Source organism: Leuconostoc sp. C5, from assembly GCF_056530425.1.
This window is the reverse complement of the sequence record NZ_CP134351.1, coordinates 871,189-895,509: the sequence shown is the minus strand read 5'-3', so window position 1 is coordinate 895,509 and position 24,321 is coordinate 871,189. Positions and strand designations below refer to the sequence as shown.

Here is a 24,321-nt window from a genome sequence, read left to right as displayed (position 1 = left end):
TTTCATTCTCCTTTTTGTGTCATATCTACTTGTGTTTTTTCTTCTTTAACAATCCAAATTAAACAACCACCAATCATCAGAAAGACGCCTGCAATTGCTAACATGTGGGCCATTGATTTTCCGACAGCTGGGAAAATAGCAAAACTTGCTACCGAAGCAACAATTTGAGGGATACAGATAAAGCAATTAAACAAACCTAGATAAACGCCATCATGTTTACCATCCAATGCGTTCGTCAGAATAGTAAATGGAATCGAAATCAATGCAATCCAACCAATACCGATTAGTACAAATCCAATTAACGACGACACATGAGTATGACCATAAGCTACGATAATAAATCCTAAACCACCAGCTATCAAACTTAAGAAATACGTCATTTTTCTTGTTTTATCGTTTAATCTTTGAAATAAAATACCCACTACTATTGCAACAACCGAGTACACTGCCTGCAAAATACCAAACCAGTTACCTGCTGCTTGGTAGCCAGCAGATGCAGGATCTGAAACGTGCCAAATATTTTCTGACAGAGCACCAGTAGAATAAGTCCACATGTATGGAATACCAAACCAGACAAAGAATTCAACAATGCCTAAGGTCCAAAAAACTTTTGGCGCGTGTTTCAAAATATCAATAAACGATTCATGTGTCTTATCATCAGACCTGAAACCATGGTAATATGCTAGCGTTTCTGGGTCATACTCTTTTACATTTATAATGGTAAAAATGGTTGATAATAATAGTATTGCAGCTGCAACATAAAATGAAATCTTAACTGAATCAGGCACAACCCCACGTGCTGCAGTGTTAGCAACACCAAACGAAGTTAAGATAAATGGGAAAACAAAGGCAATCACGCCACCCAAACTTCCCCATATATTTTGTAAGCTCCAGGCTTTGTCGGTTTGCTTTTCATTGACCATATCAGGAATAATCATCTTAAAAGGCTGCATTGAAACGTTTGCGGACAAGTCCATGAACAATACCGTTACCGCACCAAACCACAAGGCTGTCATTGATCCATAACCAAAACCAAATGAACCTGTGTTGGGCAATAATAGTAAAACAATCAATGATACTAAACAGCCACCAATGAGATAAGGCATTCGTCGCCCCAATTTAGGCAACCAAGTTTTGTCAGAAAACAGACCAATTAAAGGTTGCGTGATCATACCTGCCAAAGGGGGCAAGATGAAGAAAAATCCTAATTTCGTTGGATCGGAACCCAAGGTCTGGAATATTCTTCCCATATTACCCGTTTGAACCGAGAAGGCAACCTGGACGCCTGCATAACCAAAAGTCATTAAAAACAGTTGCATGCTAGTCAGCATCGGAAGCTGACCTTTTTTGTGTTCGTTACTACTCATTATATTCACTCTCCTTAATTAAGTGATCATATAAAAATTTAAAATAACAGCAATTTAAGTAACCGCTTACATTTTATTGAATTAAAACAAATATACTTTTGATTCGTAAGGTCTGAGTGTGTCACCTTGATCTTCTGAATAATTACTTATAACTAATTGTGCAGATTGGGTTCGATCGTAATGACGTGTTTGCTTTTGATCAGTAAAATTGCTAATAACCAGTAATTGCGTGTCTTTGTCAATCCGCTTGTAAGCGTAAACAGATTCGTCTTCTAGATCCAACGCTTCATACTTTCCAGTCGTGATAATGGATAACTCTTGCCTTAAGGCGATGAGCTTTTGGTAAAAATGAAAGACTGACTGTTGATCAGTTAATGAATCTGCCACATTGATGGTCTGGTAATTAGGATTAACACTTAACCATGGGTGACTTTCAGTAAATCCGGCATTTTTAGTGTTATCCCATTGCATTGGTGTTCGTGCATTGTCTCTTGAAGAATGATGAACATAAGACATCATTTTATCAGCAGTAACTCGTCTTTGTTGGACAACTAAGTCATCATATGCATTCAAGGTATCAATATCTCGGTAGTCTTTAATAGATGGTAAGTCAATATTGGTCATACCAATTTCTTCACCTTGGTAAATATAAGGTGTTCCCTGCATAAAATGTAAAGTTGCAGCCAACATTTTAGCAGACAATACGCGATATTCATCTGAATCATTTCCAAATCGTGAGACTACTCTTGGTCGATCATGATTATTCCAATAAAGACTGTTCCAAGCCTTACCATACAACTCATTTTGCCATCTGGATAAAATACGCTTTAAATCAACCAGCTTGAAGCGTTCATCACTCCATTTGCCTAATCCCTCATGACTGTTATCAACCTCAGTATGTTCAAACTGGAAAATCATCTGCAACTCATGCGAATCAAATCCGGCATATTTCATTGCATCCTTTGTTGATACGCCTGGCGTTTCACCAACAGTGATGATATCATGCTTTGACAATACTTCTTGATTCATTTCTTGTAAATAATCATGAATATTTGGACCATTAGCAACAAAATCCATCGATGAGCCATGATTTTCTAAGGTGACATTTGGATCATTTGGTAAATCTGATGGTTTTGAAATTAGGTTAATAACATCCATGCGAAAACCATCAACACCTTGATCTAACCACCATTTCATTGTGTCGTAAATATCTTGTCGTAAATCGGGGTTATCCCAATTAAGATCTGGTTGCTTCTTTGAGAATAAATGCAAATAATACTGTTGTGTATTATTGTCAAATTCCCATGCTGATCCACCAAAGTCTGACAACCAATTATTAGGTTCGTGACCATCCACAGGATCACGCCAAATGTAATAATTGCGATAAGGATTATCCTTGTTTTTACGACTCTCTTTAAACCATTGATGTTCATCAGAAGTATGGTTGACGACCAAATCCATCATAATTTTTAGACCTAAATGATGTGCTACCTCGAGCATTTCTTGAACATCTGCCATTGTTCCAAATTCCGGTAAAACTTTACGATAATCACTAATGTCATAGCCATTATCATCATTTGGCGACTGATAAATTGGACTTAGCCAAATCACTTGGACACCAAGAGCTTTCAAATAGGGTAATCGTTCAATAATGCCGGGTATATCCCCCACACCATCTCCGTTACTATCTTGAAAGCTCCTGGGATAAATTTGGTAGACAACAGTATTCTGCCACCACTGTACTTTTTCCATACTAACCGTCCTTATTATTTCTAAAAAACTTTTTGGGTAAACGTTTACGCAATTACATTGTAAACGCTTCCATATTGAAAGTCAACCTTTTTAGGTTATAATAATTGATATGGCTATTACTATTAAAGACATTGCAGATAAAGCTGGGCTTTCACCAGCATCCGTCTCTCGGATTTTAACTAATCGAGGTCGTTTTAATGCGGATACAGCAAAAAGAGTTCGTGAACTTGCGGAATCAATGGGTTATCTTAAGAATCAATCAGCAGCTGATTTATCACAAAAACAAAGTCGCGTTATTGGCGTGTTAGTACCAAGCGAGCATACTAATTTTGCTGATGAAATTATTAAGGGCATGCGGTCTAAAGCGTATGAGCTCAACTATGAATTACTCATCGCCTTTGTCGATGTAAACAAAGAACAACAGCTGCAAACCGTTCATTCTTTGCTATCTCGAAAAGTGCTGGCAATTGTCATGTTGGCAGTAGATATTGAAATTGCTGACCCGGTTTTTAACCTATTAACCAACACTGATGTCCAGCTTCTTAGCGTTTCAAATCAATTAAACAATGAAATCCCTTCAATTTCCTCCGATAATTATGATATGATGCACCAAATTGTTAATTATCTTTACGAAAATGGACATGAAAAAATTGCGCTCATTGGTTCCTCAAACTCAAATTCAATTGTTTCCAAATTACGAAGGCAAGGATTTATTGATTCACTCGCAAAACACGGTATTCAATATAACTCTGATTTTATCTGGGGGACAGATATTACTTATCAAACCGGATTGGATGCTGTCAAACATTTTGGCACACCGTTACCTTTTACAGCAGCAATTGGTTCGGCTGATATTATCAGCGTTGGCATCCTCAATGGTGCTAAAGATGCTCAAATAGATGTTCCCAAAGACCTATCTATCGTAACAATTGACGGTACTGAAATAGCACAAATAACCCGGCCCATTCTCAGTGCTGCCAAACAAGATTTTCAATTGATGGGACAGTTGGCTGTTTCGGCACTAGATGAACAGGAATTAGCACCACATGCTGTTTTCTTTACAGAGACTAAAATCGTACCGTCAGGTACAGTGACAACGCTTAATAAAAATAATTAGCACAATAAAAAATCATTAAAGCTTATTTCTAGTAGCTTTAATGATTTTTTTTAGTTGGACTTGATTTTGTCCATTTTAGATTGAATACTTTGCAAAGTAACATCGACAGTCGAACTGAAAATTAAATTAGCAGCCGATAAAACAACTGCATCACCAATTGCCAACGATATTTGACCAGCACTATTAATTGACTCGATACCGGCTGCTGAATCTTCTAATCCAATCACTTGATTGGGTGCTAGTTCTAGCACTTCTGCAGCTCTAACAAAAATTTCAGGGTCTGGTTTTCCCTTTGTCAGTGTTGCTGGATCTACTATTCCAACAAAATCATTTGCTAATCCCAAATGATCAAGGATCATAGGAGCGTTTTTTGAGGCTGAGGCGATAGACATTTTGTACCCTGCCACTTTGGCCGAATGAATAAAACTTTTCATCCCCGGCAATATGTCGTCCTCCGTTAATGTTGCAATCAATCGTTGATAGAAATGATTTTTCTTTTCAGCGAGTGCTTCTCTATCAGCTTGTGAAAAATCATCCGCATGATTACCCGCGTCTAAAATCATTTGCAATGATTCCATGCGACTAATACCTTTGAGTGATTCAGCCAATTGTGGTGTCCAAGTTGTGCCGACTTCATCAGCAGTCTGATGCCAAGCTTGTCCATGAAATCGAGCTGTATCTGCAATGACCCCATCTAAATCAAAAGCAAATCCCTTAATATCTTTGAATTTCTGCATTGATTTGTCCTCCTTATTATCTCGTTAACGTGACTTGCTCACCCAATAAATTAATCGTAAGTGGGTCACCAGAAATCAGTTGGACATCTGTACCTTCTTTGTCAACCGTCACTTCCAAAACATGACCACGGAAAACCAAACGGAAAGCGTATTTTGTCCAATTTTTAGGCAAAAATGGCTTTAAATGTAATTCGTCATTTCGTACTCGCATTCCTGCAAATCCCTGCACGATTGCCAACCATGAACCGGTCATCGCAGTAATATGCAACCCATCATCAGTATCATTATTGTAATTATCCAAATCCAATCGCGCAGCGCGTTCATACATTTCAACAGCTTTGTCAGCCATTTGTAAATCAGCAGCCAATATCGCATGAACTGACGGTGATAATGATGATTCGTGCACAGTCAGTGGCTCATAAAAGTTAAAATTGTTACGTTTCTCTTCTTCAGTAAAGGCATCAGGAAAATAGAACATTGCATGCAAAGTGTCAGACTGCTTAATGTATGGCGACCGTAGTATTCGATCCCAAGACCAGTTTTGGTTGATTGGACGAATATCTTGTGGCATATCAGCAATTGGGGTTAAATCTTTATCCAAAAATGTATCATGTTGTACAAAAATATGTTTTTTGCCATTTTTTGTATCAACATCAGCTTCTGGCAAATACATTTTGGTAACAATATCTTGCCATTGAACCAACTCTTCATCGGTAATAGCTAGCTTTGCCTTTTGCTTGTCATTAATTTCGTCATAGTGATCAAGCGAATACTGTAATACCCATTTAGCCATCCAATTAGTGTAGTAATTATTATTAACATTATTTTCATATTCATTAGGTCCAGTGACACCGTGAATCATATACTGATCATTGCGTTTTGAATAGTGAACGCGATTAGCCCAGAAACGTGCGATGCTGTAAAGTACTTGCGCCCCATCCCCGTCTAACCAAGAGTGATCTCCAGTAATATTTGTATAATTATAAATCGCATAAGCAATAGTTGAATTACGGTGAATCTCTTCAAATGTTATTTCCCACTCATTATGAGATTCAATACCATCAAAAGTCACCATTGGATAAAGCGCCCCTTTTAGGCCTTGTTGTTTAGCATTATGAAAGGCACCATCAAGTTGATCAAAACGATATTGCAACAGTGATCTTGTAACTGATGGATCAGCAACACCTAGATAGACCGGAATGGCGAAAGCTTCTGTGTCCCAGTACGTTGCACCACCATACTTTTCACCGGTGAAGCCTTTTGGTCCAATATTTAGCCGTGGGTCGTTACCATAGTAAGTTGAGAAGAGGTGGAACAAATTGAACCGAATACCTTGTTGCGCAGCATCATCACCTTCAATTTGAACGTCAGCCTTCTCCCACCGTTTCAACCATTCTTGCGCATGGTCTTCATATATTTCTTGATAAGATTTTCCTAAAACTTTGTTCGTCAACGCTGTCCCAGCATCTATCGTTTCTTTTAAACTATCATAATCTCGAGAAGTGGTTACGATAACACGCTTTTCAAAATTTACTACGCCTTTAGTTGGTACCTCAATATCAAAGTTATCAGTAACTTCTTTTGTTCCACGATTAGTGCCGTGTTTTTCGCCACCAATGAAACTTTGACGAGCAACCACTGTGAATTGTGGTACACCAAATGGATTCTCAATGGTTTGTGTGGCAATAAATGACGATGCAACATCATTACCGGCATCTAAAACTTGCCAAAATTTTTCGTCATAATTAGCATCTTCATTGACTACATCAGCATCAATGCTAGCATCAAAACGAATGTTATGCTTATATCCATCCACGGATGTAAAGGTATAGTGAATATCGGCTAGTTCTTTAAACGCGGCTGAAACGAAACGTGATACTTGAACTTCAACGCCAAAGACTGTAAATCGACGCTTCAAAACACCATGTTTCATATCTAAGGATACTTCAAAATCCTGAAATTCATTCTTGGCTAAATCAATTTGATGACCATCAATATAAATGTCTGCTTTCACAAAATTCAAAGCATTAATAGCTTTTCCAAAGTAAAGTGGGTAACCATTTTTCCACCAGCCAACTCTTGTTTTATCTGGAAACCACACGCCTCCAATATAGATACCTTGGTGTGTATCGCCTGAATAAACCTCTTCAAACATACCACGCATGCCCATATATTCGTTTCCCAAACTTGTCATAGATTCCTGTAGGCGTTTGTCTTCAGGATTTAAATCGTGCGTTACGACTGTCCAAGGGTTAATTTCAAAAATTCTTTTCATTATTTTTATGCCTCTTTCTTCTTTACGGTAACGTTATTACTATATTAATCTGCATTCACTGGATTACTATGAATTTCCTTAATAAAACCAACACTAACTGCACCCAATAGCATCAAAACCCCTGAAACTAAGATCATTGATGGAAAATGTGATCCTAATGCTGGAAATACAACAAAACTTGCAACTGACGCCACAATTTGTGGCAGGCATATAGAGCCGTTGAATAGCCCGAGATAAGTGCCCATGTGATCGCCGTTCAATGCATTAGTAACCATGATAAATGGATAAGCCATCATCCCTGCCCATGAAATACCAATCAAAATGAAAGATGCAATTAAAAGATATTGTGAATGGATAAAGAAAACTGAAATGAATCCTGTTGCCCCTAATAGAAGCGACAAAGCATACCCAAATTTATTTTTTTCTGCCGGAATTTTAGACAGTACTAACGACCAGAGTACGGCAGCAATTGCATAAACCGCCGACAACATTCCAAACCAGTTTCCACCATTTTGATAACCTGCTGTTGTTGGGTCGGTTGCATGGAAGACATTATCTGCAACTGCACCTGTACCGTATGTCCACAAATACTGGAAAGCCATCCAGCAGAAGAATTGTGTCACAGTAACCATCCAAAATGTTTTTGGTGCGCGCTTCAATAAAGTTAAAAACCCACCATCATTATCATTTGGCGTGTTTAATGCGTAACCATGATAAAGCTCGTAAGTTGCGTCATCGTATTCTTTTACGTTGAATACCGCAACTAATGAGAAGACAACTAATACAACTGCACCAACGTAAAAGGAAATAATAACCGAAGCTGGAACCTGTCCTTTGTCAGCAGTATTAGCAACCCCAATTGCTGTTAACAAGAAAGGAAAAATTGTAGCTAGTACAGAACCTGTATTTGATAAGAAACTCTGAATAGAATAGGCGTATGATTTCTGATCTTCATTAACCATATCACCAACAACCATTTTAAAAGGTTGCATAGCCACATTTGAACTAAGATCCATAAACAAAATCGTTATTGCGCCAAACCATAATGCTGCGGTTGTAGAAAATCCAAAGCTACCAGAATTTGGTAACAGGAACATTACTATAACCGAAACTAATGCACCAACTAACAAGTATGGCATGCGTCGTCCAAAACGCTTGGTCCATGTTCGATCTGAAAAGTAACCAACCAAGGGTTGAACAAATAGTCCAGCCAAAGGTGGCAATATGAAGAAAAAACCAAGTTTTGTTGGGTCAGCACCCAATGTTTGGAAAATTCTTCCCATTTGTGAACTTTGCAAGGAAAAAGCCATTTGCACACCTAAGAACCCAAAACTCAACATCCAAATTGTGCTAAGCGGCAAATTAGGCAATCCCTGCCCTTTATGCTTATCATCCATTATTTCTGCCTCCAAAATATTATTTTTGTAACCGTTTACATTGAACAGTATAAAGCAGTAGATAAATATTTGGAAGCGTTTGCCCGATGTTAACGGTAACATCATTTCATTGCGTTGAATCGCGGATAATTAGTTCTGGCGTAATATTAACTTCAATTTTGGTATTTTCTTCATCAGACTCAACTCGGTTTACTATCTCCTTGACCAAATTTTTTGCAATTAATGCAAGCGGTTGCCTAATTGTCGTTAATTGTGGCGAGGAAATTTGGTCAATAAATACACCATCAAATCCAATTACTCCAAAGTCAGTTGGCACTTCATAAATACGTGTCAAGGATCTGACAACACCCAAAGCAATGCGATCTGTCGCGCAGACGAAACCAGTATTTGATTGAATACTTGTCACCATATTCGTCATCAATATATCCGCTGAGTGGGCATGGTTTTCTGTCGCAAAAACTTTTTGACTCATACCATACTTATTCATGACCGAACGATAGCCTAACGCCCGCTGCTTAGCAAATGGTAAATCAATTGCAATTCCAATGTACCAAATATCCTGATAACCCCTGTCTATCATATATTGCGTTGCCATCTCAATTCCTTGTTTATTATGAACGTCAACATAAGAAAGACGTGAATTTTCCGGTGCCACACCATACAAAATAATTGGTACGGTCACTAATGATAAACCCTCTAAGTCCGCTTGACGCCAGCCACTAACAATCATCCCGTCAATATTGTTTGTACTGGCGGCTAAATCGGTACTTATTTCGAGCGTGTAGCCGCTCTCTTGGAGATAATTAGCAATATGAATCAATAGCTTGGCGTAATTTGGTTCAACTGTTGTGACATCCTCTAAGAGTAAAAATCTAATCACATAATGGCGCTTGTTAACAAGCGCTTTTGCCATGCGATTTGGCTCATATCCAACGTCCTGAATTGCTTTCTCTACAAGCTCTTTCAATTCATCTGAAACTCGTTCGGGATGATTAATTACACGACTAACTGTCATTTTAGACACGTGTGCATTGCGCGCAACATCATTTAAATTTGTCATTATTATTCACCTATTTTTGGTATACGATACGGAACAATGACGCTGCTAGCTTCAGTTTTCTCAAGTGGCGATTGCTGGTCATTAAATAACAATCGGACTGCTTCACTGCCAAGAGTCCTTGGTAAGACATCAACAGAATAAAAGTTTTTCCCTCCCAAGCGGGCGTATTCAGAACAGTTAAATGCAATTGTCGGCAATTTAGGATGACTGGGAAGATGAGCTTGTGCTTGATTACGTGCCAAATAACCAAGTTTATCGTCACTGGCAACTATTCCGTCAACCGTTTGATGTTGCTCAAAATATTTCTGTAAGACCTGCTTTTGTTGCGTGAATTCCAAGGGTAAAGATAAAACATCACCTTCTTCTTGTGCTTCACGAAAGCCCAACTCTCGATTATCTTCAAAGCGCCAATCAGCTAACGTTCTGACAAAAACTGGTGATTTTAACTGAAAACTAGACACTAAGTTTTTGGTAGCTTCAGCGCTTGCTTTGCGATTATCGTTATCTACATACAAAATATTCGTAGCAATTTCTGGCTCACCTGTAACTACAACACGTGCATGATTCTCACGAAGCAATTCGGCAATTGGATCATTTTCGACTGTATATAGTAAAATAAAGCGTCGAACTTGTCCGGCTTCAACCATCATTTTAACTGCATTAAACACCTCAGACCAATTGCTGCCCGTAGCTGTAGTCAATAAATAACGACGCGCAATTAATTGCGCATTAATACCAAATAGAATTTGCATGGCAAAGTCATTATCTGTATTACCTTCTGATTGAGGTTGAAACACAACGCCAACCGTATTACTTTCAGTTTGCGTTAAGTTTCTGGCAGCAAAGTTAGGTGTATAACCCATGTCACGCGCCGCTTTTCTGATACGTTCTTTAGTTCTTAAACTTATTTTTGGGGAATCCCCTAAAGCGCGTGATACTGTTGAAATAGCCACACCAGTTTTGTTTGCAATATCTTGTATCGTTACCATACCAAACCTCCTGTCCACGTTATTTTAACATGAAAAAGATCGAGACGGGTGTCTCAATCTTTTTCTGACTTTTCGGAAATACACCAACTATTTCACATTCTTTAAATAGTTTAACTTTAGACTAACCTAATACAATTTTGAATACAGAAACTGACATTGGCTTTATGCTAATATCAAATAACTCATTCGCAGAAACATTATTACGCTGTTCAACAATCACTGCACGTAGGTGATTAGGATCCTCGAACGTATTGGTTTCATGCATATCATTGGCCGCTAACTCCTCCTTTTGATACTGAAGTACCAATCCTGGTAAATCAATGTCAACACTGATGGTTTCAGTCAAATCAAAATTAATCACATTTAAGTAAATTATTTTGTCATTTATTGATGCAAAAAACTTAACGTGATCACTATTCTCATCTGTTATTGTCACATCTAGAACATCATTATTTCTATGCACTTTGTACATCTTGAAAATATCATATACTGGTGTTAGCACAAATTGTTCACCGTTAGTTAATATTAATGCATTTAACACATTAATTGTCTGAGCCATACTAGCCATTTTAACTTTATCAGCATTAGAATGAAGAATATCTAAAACGATTGCAGTTGTTATCGCATCGCGCATTGTATTTTGTTGATACAGTGCCTTCGCTTCAAAAAAAGCTCTCCCATACCAATTGCCCCACTCACCTAAAATCAGATCCATTTTCTCTAGTTTTTGATCAAACTCTCCTTCAGGTTCTGGCAGTTGATCCAAACCATCTTGAATCAAATTGTATTGTTCTTTAAGGATATCTTCTAATTCTGTCGCACCTTTAATTACTTGATACCAGTCGTTGGCATTAAAATCTGTTGCTGAGGCGGAAAACTCATTACCCAGGTACCAGTTATACCAATGCAAATCATAACCATCAACTTTTGGTGGACGAGCCCTTGCTAATTCCTTCATTACACTTTTAGTCCAATAACGGCGTTCTTTTGGTTTATTAGCATCGGCACCACTCAAAATGAAGTAGCGCGAATCCTCTGAAAACTGATTCAATGCAAATGTTGGTGCCGCCGTTGCGTACTTTCGGTAATCAGCAACATATTGCTCGGGGGTCATCATGCCTCCACCACCCCAAACTTCATTCCCGATTCCCCAATAATTTACATCATAGGGTTTTTCATGACCAGAATCTTTTCTCTTTTTTGATAAATACGTTGACTGCTTACGATTAATATATTCCATCCACTCAGTCATTTCCCGAGCTGAACCAGTTAATAAATTAACATTGATCCATGGCTCAGAATGAATCAGTGACGCAAATTCTAGAAACTCATCCGTACCAAACTCATTGGTTTCAACGCTATATGTTCCGAATCCTTCGTTAAATACCTTTTCCCTTTTTTCCCCAACTCCGTCTCGCCAATTGTAATGATCCGCAAATACACCACCTGGCCACCTTATAATTGGAGGTTCAATTTCTTTCAAGGCGTTAATGACATCTAACCGCATCCCATTAATGTTTGGGATTTTACTTTCTTTTCCGACCCATATACCATCATTTATCGCATTACCAAGAAATTCTATAAATTGACCATGTAAACGTGGATTGATTTTAGTCTCATTTTGACGTTTTTCTATTTTAACTTTCATTTTTCCTCCAGAAGATTTCACCTTTTTACTACTTTGTGGATCGAATTATTTGAATAAATATGCATGCAATGAAGGCAAATACAATAGCAGTTGCACCTACGTAACCATGGCCGCCTGTTTGTCCAAGCATTATCGCGATATTCAAAATTTCTAAATCCTTTGCAGCTGTTTCTTTAGATGGCAACACATCATTGAAAATGTTTTTTTTGGAGCATCCATGGTAGTAAGAAACCAATAACCATAACCTATCAAAGCAATAATAACGATCAATTTTATCAGACATTGTTTAGTACGCCCATTATGAACAAAAAAATCTTCCAACAATGTCTCCTGCAAAAATCCAATTTTCATAAATTAGATGAGTAGTATTGTTTGATTTTTTTGTAAGCGCTTACTATAATTGAATAATAAATCTTTCGTTGAAAAAGAAATTGTAATTTCTAACTTTTTTTTGTGAAAAATGGGGTTAAGTATGTTAACAGAAACTTTGGAATCAATTCAGCAACTGCTTGATGAAAAAATATTTATGCAAGACACGCATTGTAATGTGATATTTGGCGACGAAAAACTCTTGATGAAGTTTGATGACGAACTGCATTTTAATGATGAAATTTTGGACAATCCATCTGCAATACTATTTTATCCAATTAGGAATTTTAATCACCCTGACGATGATGACATACTTGCTATATTTTCAATAAAAAAATACTACTTAATGCTGTATGGTAAACTCACGCCATCAGAAAGTCACTCATCTACATACCTATTACTTAAGCTCTATCAAAGATATCGTGCAATACTAAAAATAATCAATAATGATATATCTGAAAATAACGGTTTGATTGATATTGCCCCTCCAAATGATAGCCTCAGTCTTTTAGAATATTCTTCTCAACTACAAACACATCATAGCTATTCTGATGAACAAACATTGCTCAGCTCTATCAAAACCGGTGACAAACAAATTGTCATAAATGCCTACAAGCAGTTTCAAATCCATAATGCATACGAATCCTTCTTAGCAATGAAGAATAATCGCTTACGCCATGAGAAAAATATGCTCATCATTATTGCAACCCTGTGTACACGAGAAGCGATTCAAGCTGGCGTAAATGATAAAAAAGCTTATTTACTTTCAGACCAGTGGATTAATACAATTGAAAAGCACACTTCTGTGGAAAATATTATTAATCAGAATGTCCGATTAAATATTCTTCTCAATTTTACTAGTTTGGTAAAAACAAAAAAATATAGCAAATTAAGTCATTTAATATTTGAAGTGCAGACCTATATTCAAATTCATATCTATGAAAATTTGTCCATTGTGAAAATTGCAAAACAATTTAAATATAGTCAAAACTACCTGTCCACACGATTCAAAAAAGAAACAAATGAAACACTCAAACAATACATCATTAAGACAAAGATAACAGAAGCAAAACGCTTACTACTTTCAACACAACTTTCCTTAATGGACATTTCGACGCTCCTTAACTTTAAAGACTACACACATTTTTCCCACACCTTCAAACGTATAACTGGCACATCCCCGAAACAATTTATATCGACAAAAAAGTACTGATAGATATGAACTTTACACATCAATCAGTACTTTTTTTTGCTTTGATAATTTTCTAGCTGCGATAATATTGAATAGACAAAATAAACATACCTTAGCTATTTCAGCTACTAAAGAATGTCTACTGCTTAACGTTAGAAATGATCACCTCTTGCATTAAATTCATAAAATCAGTTTGCTCTTCAAGAAGCTTTTCGTTCTCAGCATGTTTTAACGTAAAAGAAATTGAAGTTAATGCAAGGTCAGCATAAATTTGGGATAAGAAGCCAACTGAAAAACGCTTATTCATTTTTTGTTTTGACAAGAAAGCGTGGGCATTATCGTATAATATTTTGTGAAAACGATCTTGAACACGATGCACATCCTGTTCAAGCGACATTAAAATTAATAAATCACTATCTTGATTAGCCATATCTTTAATAATTTTGTTAAAGATTTCAAAGGTATTTTTCTGCTGCACTGCTTCAAATCTTTGTTGGATTTCACAATTAAACTGCATTGCATACACATCAACAATCTTGTCAATGACATCAAATTTGTCGACATAGTGATCATAAAAAGTTGATTTGCTAATCAACGCTTGATCACAAATTTTCTTAACAGTGATTTTTGAAATACTCGTGGTCGCCAATAACCGCATCATCGTTTCAGTAATCAATTTTTCTGTTTTGATAACCCTTTTGTCTTTTGACACAATGCTGACCCTCCTATTTATACACCAATAATATCATACTGTTTTCTTTTTTCAGTATGATATCGTTCTTTATTACCGCTTTTGCCAGTTGTATTTTACCTTCATCATGTCAAAATGTACTTAAAAGAAGGAGGAACAACATGTTTAAACAGTATGTTAAAAATGAACAATTCAATTTACAAATTAATCGATTCATCAATGATGAGTACGAAAATGATCAAAAAGTACAGGAAGATTTAAAAAGTATTATTCCTCAGTTAAAAGATGAAGAATCATGGTTTAAAGCATGGAACGACAAAGCTATTGCAAGAGAACAAGATGGTGATTTCTCTGTCGCATCAACTTATTATCAAGCCTCTGAGTTTTATTTGTCACCTGAGGATCCCCGAGATGAAAATGCTTATCGAAAGTATCGAGAAAATTTTTATAAAGGCTTCAACGACTTTGAATACGAAAGGTATCAAGTACCTTATGAAAATGGGTATCTACCAGTTGTAAAACTAGTCACACCAAACGCCACTAAGAATCTATTGCTATTTGCCGGATATGATTCCTACATGGAAGAGATGGTCAAAATGTCAAAATTTTTGAAAGGAATTGATTTCAACATTTATGTTTTTGATGGGCCAGGTCAAGGAACTGCGTTGCGTCAAGGGATTCACCTGATACATAATTGGGAAAGTCCGGTAAGCGTCATATTAGATTATTTCAACCTTAAAAGAGCTAGTGCAGTTGGTATGTCATTAGGTGGATATTTAGTTATGCGCGCCGCCGCATTTGAAAAACGATTGGATAAAGTTGTTGCATTTGATATTTTCTATAGTTTTTTTGATGCATTACGTATTCGAATGCCCTATGATCAAATTACTAAAATCGAACAGCTGCTAGCTGCTAAAGATGCCAAAACAGTTAATCTTATGTTCAAAAGTATGATGGCCAATAATCTAGATTTAAATTGGAAAATTAATAAGGGTATGGAAAACGTTGGCGTTCAATCGCCTTACGAACTATTAAAACAGTTCCAAAAATATAATATGGAACCGATTATGCCACTTATTAATCAAGATGTTCTGTTACTAGCTGGAGAAAATGATCAATATGTTCCCAGTAGCCGCTTAGTAGAAATTGATAGTAAATTAATTAATGCTGCTTCCGTCAAATCAATTATGTTTGACAAGGCGTCTGGTGGTGATCAACATTGTCAAGCAGGTAATCGACAATTAGGATTTGATGCAATAAAAGAATTTTTATCGAATAAATAGCCAAATATAAAAAGCAGAAAAATAAATCATATTTTTCTGCTTTTTATATGCAAATTTTTTATAAATATGGTTTTGTTATTGCATCATTTGATTTTTTCAAATCGTCGATTGTACCGGAAAAAACAACTTTACCACCCATTTTTCCGCCTTCAGGACCCATCTCAATCAGCCAATCAGCCTGTCGAATGACTTTCAAACTGTGTTCAATAATGACAATCGTGTTTCCTCTAGCAACCAGCCTATCGAAAAGCTCGAGCAAATGATCAATATCTTTTAAATGTAACCCATTCGTTGGTTCATCAATAATATAAACACTACTCTTCTTTTGTAAGTAGCTCGATAACTTGATCCGTTGCAACTCTCCGCCTGACAATGTACTCAAAGATTGGTTTAATTTTAAATAACCAAGACCCACATCACAGATTGCTTGCAAACCAGTAGCTATTCGTGTAATACCACTAAAAAAATCAACGGCTTGACTCACTGTCATAGACAATATGTCAACAATAGTCTTATCCTTATAGTCATATTGTAAAACTTTCTGATTATAGCGTTGTCCATGACACAATTCACACTCAGAAACGACATCGTCCATAAAGTACATATCATTAACGATAACGCCTTTTCCCTTGCAGCGCGGACAAGCGCCCTTTGAATTGTAACTAAATAACGATGGACTAACTGAGTTTGCTTTGGCGAATAGTTTCCTAATATCATCAAAAATATCTAAGTAAGTCAGTGGAGTTGATCTAAGACTAATACCAATATTCTTTTGCGAAATATTGATAACATCGATTCCTTTTTGAATCAATTCTGACGCTACTATTTGTGCTAGAGACGATTTACCCGATCCCGCCACACCACATAAAATAGTCAAAGCATTGAGTGGCATTTTTAAAGAAACGTTTTGTACTGTGTTTAAGTTTTTATCTCTAACAGAAAGCCATTTTTTGAAGCTGCTATTAGTATGATTATTCAACCTCTCATTTTCACGCATAGCAACACTGGTAATCGTATCGCTTTTTAAAAACTCACCATATGTTCCCGAAAATTGAATACTGCCACCATTAACTCCCGGACCTGGACCAACATCAATGATGTAGTCAGCTCGCTGAATTAGCAGTGGGTTATGTTCCACTAAAATAATCGTATTGCCTTGATCCTTTAAGACACGCAAACATTTATATAGTCGTTCAATATCTTTTGGGTGTAGGCCTGAGCTAGGCTCGTCTAGGACATACATCACATCATTTAACGAGCTTGTAACGTGCTTAGCGATTCTGATTCTTTGCGCTTCGCCACCCGATAGTGTATCTGTACTTCTTGCTAAATTAAGATAGCCTAAACCAATCGTAATCAAAGCATCTAGTCGTTTATTAATCTGTGTTTTGACATCCTGAACCAGTGAATTTCTTATTTTTTGAATTAATAATTGTAATTCATCCAATGACATTGCAACTAAATCACTGATATTATGCCCATCAATTTTGCAACTTAGCGCCTTTGCATTCAATCTGGAGCCCTGACAAGTTGGACAAATATCAGTGGATACAAACTTTTCAAGTTGCTTTCTATGCCTTTTCCCCTCATCAGTATTAATAATACTTCGCTTAATTCTCGGTAACAAACCCTCATATAAGGCAGTTTTTGGCCATTTTTCAGGAGGAGACGCTAGTTTTTGCTGCGGTGCGTATAACAATAAATCTAGTTCTTCTTTAGAATAATCCTTTATTTTTTTATTCAAATCAAATAAGCCACTATGGGCATAGCGTTTCCACCGCCAAGCACCATTTCCAAAAGTTGGAAAATCAATTGGATCTTCATTAAGTGATTGATTAAAATCAACAAGATATTTTAAATTAATTTTTTTAGTAAAACCTAAGCCATCACAAACTTCACATTTGCCTTGGGGATGATTGAAAGAAAAGGCATCTGAATAACCAACAAAGGGTTGTCCTATTCGAGAAAACAGCAAACGCAAGAATGTGTATATTTCAGTATACGTTCCTACTGTTGATCTGACGTTGCCCGACATTTTTCGTTGCTCAATTGGTATTGCTATTGGCAAATTAGTAATGTTATCTACAGCCGGTCTACCATATTTTGGTAAAATGTGTTGCACATAACTCGAGAACGTATCATTTAATTCACGTCTTGACTGCGCAACTAAAGTGTCAAAAACTAAGGTTGACTTTCCCGAACCAGATACACCTGTAAAAACTGTTAACTGGTGTTTTGGAATTTTGACCGAAATGTTTTTTAAATTATTTTGATGAGCATTGTCGATGCCAATCCATTCATTGTTACCCACGCTATCCCCCTTACCGATTATCTTTAATGTACAATTCATTGCAATATTATCATTTTTTTATATGATAATCAAAGTCAATCAATATTGTTACGGTAATAGTTAAAATTGCGAAAATTTAGTTAGACGTTAGTTGAGCTTTCGTTAACGATTCTAACATCTTTTCAAAATAAAAGGATACAAGACCTGGTTGATCAATCATTAAATTATGTCCGGCCTTATTAACTAAGGCCCCTTCAGCAGATTCAGATAATTCAATCAATTTCAGCTGCTGTTCATATCCAACAACTTGGTCATGCCGTCCCACTAGAATACAAACTGCAGTTTTTGAATTCAGATGATGCAAATCATTTTCAAAACTAAGTGAATAAGAATCATCTTGTAATTGACTCAAAAAGTTTTTATTAGCTTTTTTGAGTCCAGGAATAATTAAATTTTGGTAATCCTGCCAACTCTTTTGATTAAGCACAACATTCATCTTCTTGAAATCATAAAAATATTCCTTGTTTTTGTCAGTGCTTATCTTTCCCTCAGAAATATTAATGTGCTTGCCAAGTATTCTTCTACCCTTATCAGCATAAATTACCGGACAAGTCATAAAAAGAGAGAGCACTTGACTTTGAAAATGGTGAGCCAACGCTTGAGCCATATAGGCACCATATGAGTGTCCGAAAAGAATGAATTTTTTTTGTCCAACAATGCTTACGATGAAGTTCTTTAAACTATCAAAGATGCTGTTAGCAGAAGCAGAGGGCGTTGCAATAGAACTCCCCATCCCCGGTAAATCAATATAAATACGCTTGAAACCGTTAAAATGCACTTGCGGTTCGAAGAAGAACATCGTAGATTCTCTGTCCAAATACAGCCCATGTAAGAATACAATAGGAATGCCCTCACCCATCACTTCATATGTTAATCCTTGGAATTCCATTTTCATTATTCTACGCTCCTTCTAATACTGTTTCTTTAATACTTGCATTAACTGTTCTTATAATTTAAGCAGCAATTCACTACTTAGTCAATTTGGTTCAGCGTTGTTTAACAAAGTAAAAACATTCTTAATTTTTTTAAATAACACGAACAAAATAAAAAATACAAGCAATAACTTGTATTTTTTTCATGTTTTCAATTAGTTGTTAACTGCACAATAAATTTTTTCAAACCAGCTTGGCCTGCTTCGGAATTTTTGAAAACGCCAGCGTCTTCAAGGACTCTTTTAAAAATTTGACCAACACTTTGCTCCACCACTTCCGTTACATTATCAGCATTAAAAGTTTCTTCATGTTTTAGTTTATCGGCCCATATCTTGTGTTTTGGGGCCACAGAATCCATATTTCCCAGGAGATATGCTTCGACTTCTGCAAGTTCTGTTTTTAAACGCGGTGGCAAAATAGCCAAACCCATTACTTCTATTAGCCCAATGTTTTCTTTTTTTATGTGTTGTACATCTGAGTGAGGATGAAAGATTCCGTCTGGAAACTCAGACGACGTATTATTGTCTCGTAACACAAGGTCTACTTCATATTTGTGGTCACGGAATCGGACGATTGGTGTAACCGTATGATGTCTTTCACCCGTTTGACTATGAGATTGAATAAATAAACTTGGGTCGTCATAATCTTCCCATGTTTTCATTACTTTACCAGCTGCTGCGAGTAATTTATCGCTGTCCGAATCAATTAAGCGAATTGCAGTCATTGGCCAGTTTAATACCCCCGCTTCCGACAGGTTCACATCTGAAATCTGAAAGCTTTCCTTCAATGTTGCTTTTGCCATAGGTAAATCATAGCGCCCTGCTTGAAAATGATCGTGGGACAATATTGAACCACCCACAATTGGCAAATCTGCATTGGATCCAATAAAATAATCTGGGAATTTAGTAACAAATTCTAACAGTCTAGCTAAGTTTTCCTGATCAACGTGCATTGGTCGAATATTTTCTGATAGCACAATTGCATGTTCATTAAAATAGGCATACGGTGAATATTGAAAATACCAATTTTCATTACCTAAAGTTACTGGAATGACACGATGATTCGACCGAGCAGCATAATCTAAACGACCCCAGTAGCCTTCATTCTCTTTTGCCAACTGAGATGCAGGATACTGTTCCTGTTGTTGTGTTTTATTTTTCAGTGCTGCTGCAATTACCTTAGGATCTTTTTCAGGCTTTGAGAGATTAATTGTAATTTGTAATTGACCATACTCGGTCTCAACTGGGTAAGATAAATTTTGGCTAATTTCCCGCGTCTTGATATAGTTACTTCTTTTCGATAAATCAAAGAAATAGTCAGTAGCCTCCCGCGGGGCGTGATCGTAATGTTGCCAAAAAATTTGTCGAACTTGTGAAGGACGAGGCACAAAATAATCCATTAGTTGTGCACCTAGTATATCAGCATTTATTTTTCTATTCTGTAATGTGCCATTATCTGCTGCAATTGCTACCAAATTATCCAATAGTGTTAACGTAGACAACCTCGAAACATCTTGATCACTTGTTACATGCTCATAATTTGATTCACCAATCATGCCTAATATTTGGTTTCCCAAATAGATTGCATCTTCATTTGTGTAATCCGATTGTTCGATAATACGCTGAGTAAATTCCGTAATTAAATTATTTTCTGACATTATTATTCACCTACTTTACCGACCCAGTGTGCTCCGTCACCAACATTTGCTACATAAAATGAGGGATCGTAGCCAACTACAGATTCATATTTAGCCCCAACAGCCGCTTTCAAATCATCAACATTATCTTGATGTACTAGTGCGATTGCACAACCGCCAAATCCTGCACCGGTCATCCTTGCACCGAGCACACCATCGACGGTTTGTGCTGTTTCCACAAGCGTATCAAGTTCTATTCCAGTTACCGCATAGTCATCCTTTAAAGACTGATGCGATTCATTCATTAACTTACCAAAGCTAGCCAAATCATTTGATTTTAATGCCTCGACAGCAATCTTAGTTCGTTCGTTTTCATAAACAGCATGGCGGGCACGTTTTACAAGTATGTTGCTTTCTAATTTATCAGCATATTTATTAAAAGTTTTGGCGTCTAATTCGCCCAGATATTGGATAGGTGTATATTTTTGCAATTGATAGACTGCTTCTTGAGTTTCACGAACACGCTCATTGTATTTTGAGTCAGCCAACTCTCTCCGTTTGTTCGTATTCATAATAACAACAACATAATCACCCAAATGGATTGGTACCATTTCGTAAATCATCGTATTCGTGTCTAAATAGATAGCTTGGTCCGCTTCACCAAATCCAATAGCAAATTGATCCATTATTCCGGTATTAACACCAACAAAATCGTTTTCAGCACGTTGTCCACTGGCCACCAATTGCAATCTCGGAATTTTTAGATCATATAGCTTTTGCGCCACTACGCCAATTAAGAGTTCTAAAGATGACGATGATGATAATCCTGAGCCGTTTGGTATGTTACCATTGATAACTAATTCAAATCCATGCTCAAAACGGTTACCATATCCTCTTAAAGCCTGCAACACGCCTTTAACAAAATTTCCCCAAGATGATCCAGGTAACTTTTCTTCGTCATTAACGTCAAAACTAATCACCCCTTCATCCGGGAAATTAGTCGAATAGAGTTTTACCAAACTATCCGCTCTTTGAGATGCTACGCCATATGTTCCCAGTGTAATTGATGCTGGAAACACGTGACCACCATTATAATCAGTATGTTCACCGATTAAGTTAATTCGACCTGGTGAGAAAAACTTGTCAGTTGGTTCATGATGAAATTGCTTCTTAAAAACATGAATTAATTCTTCGTATATTTCAGTCATTTCCATTTTTCCTTTCACAATGATTTTCACTTATTCAGCTTGCCATTTGAAATAACGCACCGCAGATGTAAAATCAGCTTGCTTAATTGGCGTGTTATATAGACCAATTGACATGAGTTCATCTCCAGAATAATGTTCATTTGTTCTTTGATCAACATAGATTCCGTCAGATTTCAGGTGACTCATTTTAGTTACAGTGAAAACTGGCTGCGCAGTTGACAAAACACGGTAATTGAATAACAATACTTCTGTCTTATCTTCACTGATAAATTCCCAGGCTGTTTCATTATTTTTAAAAGGACTTTTGATACGGTAGAAATTGCCATACTGGATCAACGAGCGATGCTGTTTATAAAATGTCACTTGATCTTTGATTTCTGATTTTTCTTCTAATGACAACTTAGCTAGGTTTAATTCATATCCAAAGACTCCTGCAGTAGCAACATCCCCACGCATAGCCAGACTCGTTTGACGCCCAGTTTGATGATTAGGCGATGCTGAAACATGCGCGGTCATACTAGAGACTGGGTAGCTTAATGTCGTCCCATATTGAATTTTTAAGCGCTCAACAGGGTCCGTATTGTCTGATGTCCACGATTGTGGAAAGAAATATAACATGCCAGCGTCAAATCGTCCGCCACCGCCAGAGCATCCTTCAAATAAAATATCTGGATAACGTTTGGTCAAACGATCCGCCAAATCATACACACCTAACATATAACGATGTCCCACTTCTCCTTGACGTTCTGGTGACAACGCTGCAGAATATACTTCTGTTAAATGACGGTTCATGTCCCACTTAATGTAATCAATCTTAACATTATCCAAGATATTTACTACTTGTTGGAAAATATTATCCACTACCTCAGGTCTTGAAAAATCAAGCACATATTGATCACGACTAGGGGTCAAATCACGGTTAGGCATACCGAGAATATAATCAGGATGTTGTCGATAGAGATCAGAATTTTTGGAAATCATTTCCGGTTCAAACCATAATCCAAATTTCATACCTTTTTCGTGTACTTTATCTGACAAGCCAACTAAACCACCGCCACTCTGTAATTTAGTAGCGTATTCAAACCAGTCACCCAAAGAACTATCATCATCATCACGTTTTCCAAACCAACCATCATCTAAGACAAACATTTCAATGCCTAATGGGGATGCTTCATCTAATATCTCTTGAATTTTTTCTGCATTAAAATCAAAATAAGTTGCTTCCCAGTTATTAATAACAATTGGTCTCTCTGCATATTGATATTTTCCACGAGCCACACGTTCTCGTAGCAAGTGATGGTAAGCTTGTGACATACCATTTAAACCTTCATCAGAATAAACCAACAACGCTTCAGGTGTCTGAAAGTCATCATCAGCGTTTAATTGCCAATCAAATCCATCTTCGTTAATACCAGATAGAACACGTGTCTGTTCCACATAATCTCTTTCGATAGTGAATTGATGATTTCCCGAATAAACCAGTTGGATACCAACAGCTTCACCCTCATTTTCGGTTGTGTTCGGTGTTACTAGCGCTACAAATGGATTCATGTGGTGCGAGCTTGTTCCTCGATGACTAGAAAATTCAGCCACTCCTTGGCGCACAGTTTGTCGCTCCATTTGACGTTCACGCACATGGGCGCCGGGTAACGAGATGATTTCTAGATCACTTGCTGGTAAATCTAATTGCAGTGATGCAATTTTCTCAATATTAATACTTTGTTGAGAGAGATTCGTTATTTTAGTTGATCTTGCAACTACTGGCCGGTCATTATAAATTGTGTAATAAAGTGATACTTGGGCATTTAGCGTACTATCCACAAGATTAATTATTAATGTTTTAGCTTCATCTTCAGATAACACGTAGGCCTGAGGCAGACGATCTAGATGTGGCTTGCCATTTACGATTTTGAATGATTGAAAACGAAAATCAGATGCTTGTGCACCGTTGGCTCCTTGAATTTTAATCGCGGCTTGACGAAAATCTCCCGTATTATAACCACCGTATTCTTGTAATAATGTGTCCTTCGAATAGCTACGATCTGTTTGATGTGGTTCTCCAGCTAAGTTTGGTGAGAATCCTCTATCTAGACGTGGATAATGTCGTGAACCATGATATTTTGTAATTTTTTTACCAAAATAGAGATGGCTTAGCAGTCCGCCCTCTTCAATTTGTATCAGGTAAGATATTTGTCGATTTGAAAGATGAAAAACATTTTGCTCGTCATCAAAAGAAATGTTTGCATTAGCCATAATCTTCCTCCGTGAAGTCTTTTACTAAATTACAAACACAGTTTACCACTCGTTTACTAAAATGT

Annotated in this window: 18 protein-coding genes; 3 read left to right on the top strand and 15 right to left on the bottom strand. The window is 36.9% G+C overall.

The features are described from left to right. Positions 1-2 precede the first annotated feature (2 nt). Both RHP56_RS04455 and RHP56_RS04450 read right to left on the bottom strand, forming a co-directional pair. Positions 3-1,367 (bottom strand): SLC45 family MFS transporter, encoded by a 1,365-nt coding sequence (locus RHP56_RS04455; protein WP_011679662.1) that lies wholly within the window; start codon positions 1,365-1,367, stop codon positions 3-5. Between the two features lie 81 nt (positions 1,368-1,448). Beyond that, positions 1,449-3,119 (bottom strand): glycoside hydrolase family 13 protein, encoded by a 1,671-nt coding sequence (locus RHP56_RS04450; protein WP_102753189.1) that lies wholly within the window; start codon positions 3,117-3,119, stop codon positions 1,449-1,451. Between the two features lie 109 nt (positions 3,120-3,228). On the opposite strand from RHP56_RS04450, the gene RHP56_RS04445 reads away from it, so the two are divergent. Then, on the top strand, positions 3,229-4,236 hold the full coding sequence (locus RHP56_RS04445; RefSeq protein WP_011679660.1) for a LacI family DNA-binding transcriptional regulator: 1,008 nt from the start codon (positions 3,229-3,231) through the stop codon (positions 4,234-4,236). 50 nt (positions 4,237-4,286) lie between these two features. On the opposite strand, the gene pgmB is transcribed toward RHP56_RS04445, so the two are convergent. From pgmB to RHP56_RS04410, 7 genes are all read right to left on the bottom strand, one after another. Then, positions 4,287-4,973, bottom strand: coding sequence for a beta-phosphoglucomutase (pgmB, locus tag RHP56_RS04440; RefSeq protein ID WP_011679659.1), 687 nt, complete (start codon positions 4,971-4,973; stop codon positions 4,287-4,289). A 16-nt stretch (positions 4,974-4,989) separates the two neighbouring features. Continuing rightward, entirely contained in the window at positions 4,990-7,248 is a 2,259-nt protein-coding gene (locus RHP56_RS04435) for a glycoside hydrolase family 65 protein (RefSeq protein WP_141266681.1), read from the bottom strand. Positions 7,249-7,292: 44 nt separating this feature from the next. Further along, on the bottom strand, positions 7,293-8,645 hold the full coding sequence (locus RHP56_RS04430) for an SLC45 family MFS transporter (RefSeq protein ID WP_462794739.1): 1,353 nt from the start codon (positions 8,643-8,645) through the stop codon (positions 7,293-7,295). Between the two features lie 106 nt (positions 8,646-8,751). Further along, positions 8,752-9,705, bottom strand: a complete 954-nt coding sequence (locus RHP56_RS04425; RefSeq protein ID WP_011679656.1) for a LacI family DNA-binding transcriptional regulator — start codon at positions 9,703-9,705, stop codon at positions 8,752-8,754. Between the two features lie 2 nt (positions 9,706-9,707). Continuing rightward, a complete protein-coding gene (locus RHP56_RS04420) occupies positions 9,708-10,694 on the bottom strand; it encodes a LacI family DNA-binding transcriptional regulator (RefSeq protein ID WP_011679655.1) in 987 nt (328 codons plus the stop codon). A gap of 121 nt (positions 10,695-10,815) precedes the next feature. Beyond that, positions 10,816-12,342 (bottom strand): alpha-L-arabinofuranosidase C-terminal domain-containing protein, encoded by a 1,527-nt coding sequence (locus tag RHP56_RS04415; protein ID WP_462794738.1) that lies wholly within the window; start codon positions 12,340-12,342, stop codon positions 10,816-10,818. 28 nt (positions 12,343-12,370) lie between these two features. Continuing rightward, positions 12,371-12,625: a hypothetical protein gene (locus tag RHP56_RS04410; protein WP_050884588.1), complete on the bottom strand. Its 255-nt coding sequence runs from the start codon at positions 12,623-12,625 to the stop codon at positions 12,371-12,373. 189 nt (positions 12,626-12,814) lie between these two features. Here RHP56_RS04410 and RHP56_RS04405 point away from each other — a divergent pair, with 189 nt between their 5' ends. Continuing rightward, complete coding sequence (locus RHP56_RS04405) at positions 12,815-13,924, top strand: AraC family transcriptional regulator (protein WP_059442412.1); 1,110 nt, start codon at positions 12,815-12,817, stop codon at positions 13,922-13,924. A gap of 118 nt (positions 13,925-14,042) precedes the next feature. Here the strand turns inward: RHP56_RS04405 and RHP56_RS04400 are convergent, their stop codons facing one another. After that, positions 14,043-14,615, bottom strand: coding sequence for a TetR/AcrR family transcriptional regulator (locus tag RHP56_RS04400; RefSeq protein WP_048592933.1), 573 nt, complete (start codon positions 14,613-14,615; stop codon positions 14,043-14,045). Positions 14,616-14,755: 140 nt separating this feature from the next. Here RHP56_RS04400 and RHP56_RS04395 point away from each other — a divergent pair, with 140 nt between their 5' ends. Continuing rightward, positions 14,756-15,877 (top strand): alpha/beta fold hydrolase, encoded by a 1,122-nt coding sequence (locus tag RHP56_RS04395; protein WP_102753194.1) that lies wholly within the window; start codon positions 14,756-14,758, stop codon positions 15,875-15,877. 58 nt (positions 15,878-15,935) lie between these two features. On the opposite strand, the gene RHP56_RS04390 is transcribed toward RHP56_RS04395, so the two are convergent. The 5 genes from RHP56_RS04390 to RHP56_RS04370 form a co-directional block, all read right to left on the bottom strand. Beyond that, a complete protein-coding gene (locus RHP56_RS04390) occupies positions 15,936-18,227 on the bottom strand; it encodes an ATP-binding cassette domain-containing protein (protein ID WP_180970311.1) in 2,292 nt (763 codons plus the stop codon). A gap of 76 nt (positions 18,228-18,303) precedes the next feature. Beyond that, a complete protein-coding gene (locus RHP56_RS04385; RefSeq protein WP_014324621.1) occupies positions 18,304-19,122 on the bottom strand; it encodes an alpha/beta fold hydrolase in 819 nt (272 codons plus the stop codon). A gap of 188 nt (positions 19,123-19,310) precedes the next feature. Further along, the gene (gene galT, locus RHP56_RS04380) at positions 19,311-20,816 is read right to left on the bottom strand and encodes a UDP-glucose--hexose-1-phosphate uridylyltransferase (RefSeq protein ID WP_102753196.1); all 1,506 of its coding nucleotides are present in this window, start codon (positions 20,814-20,816) and stop codon (positions 19,311-19,313) included. A gap of 2 nt (positions 20,817-20,818) precedes the next feature. Then, a complete protein-coding gene (locus tag RHP56_RS04375) occupies positions 20,819-22,003 on the bottom strand; it encodes a galactokinase (RefSeq protein WP_011679648.1) in 1,185 nt (394 codons plus the stop codon). A gap of 30 nt (positions 22,004-22,033) precedes the next feature. Continuing rightward, complete coding sequence (locus RHP56_RS04370) at positions 22,034-24,256, bottom strand: alpha-galactosidase (RefSeq protein WP_102753197.1); 2,223 nt, start codon at positions 24,254-24,256, stop codon at positions 22,034-22,036. Between the last annotated feature and the right edge of the window lie 65 nt (positions 24,257-24,321).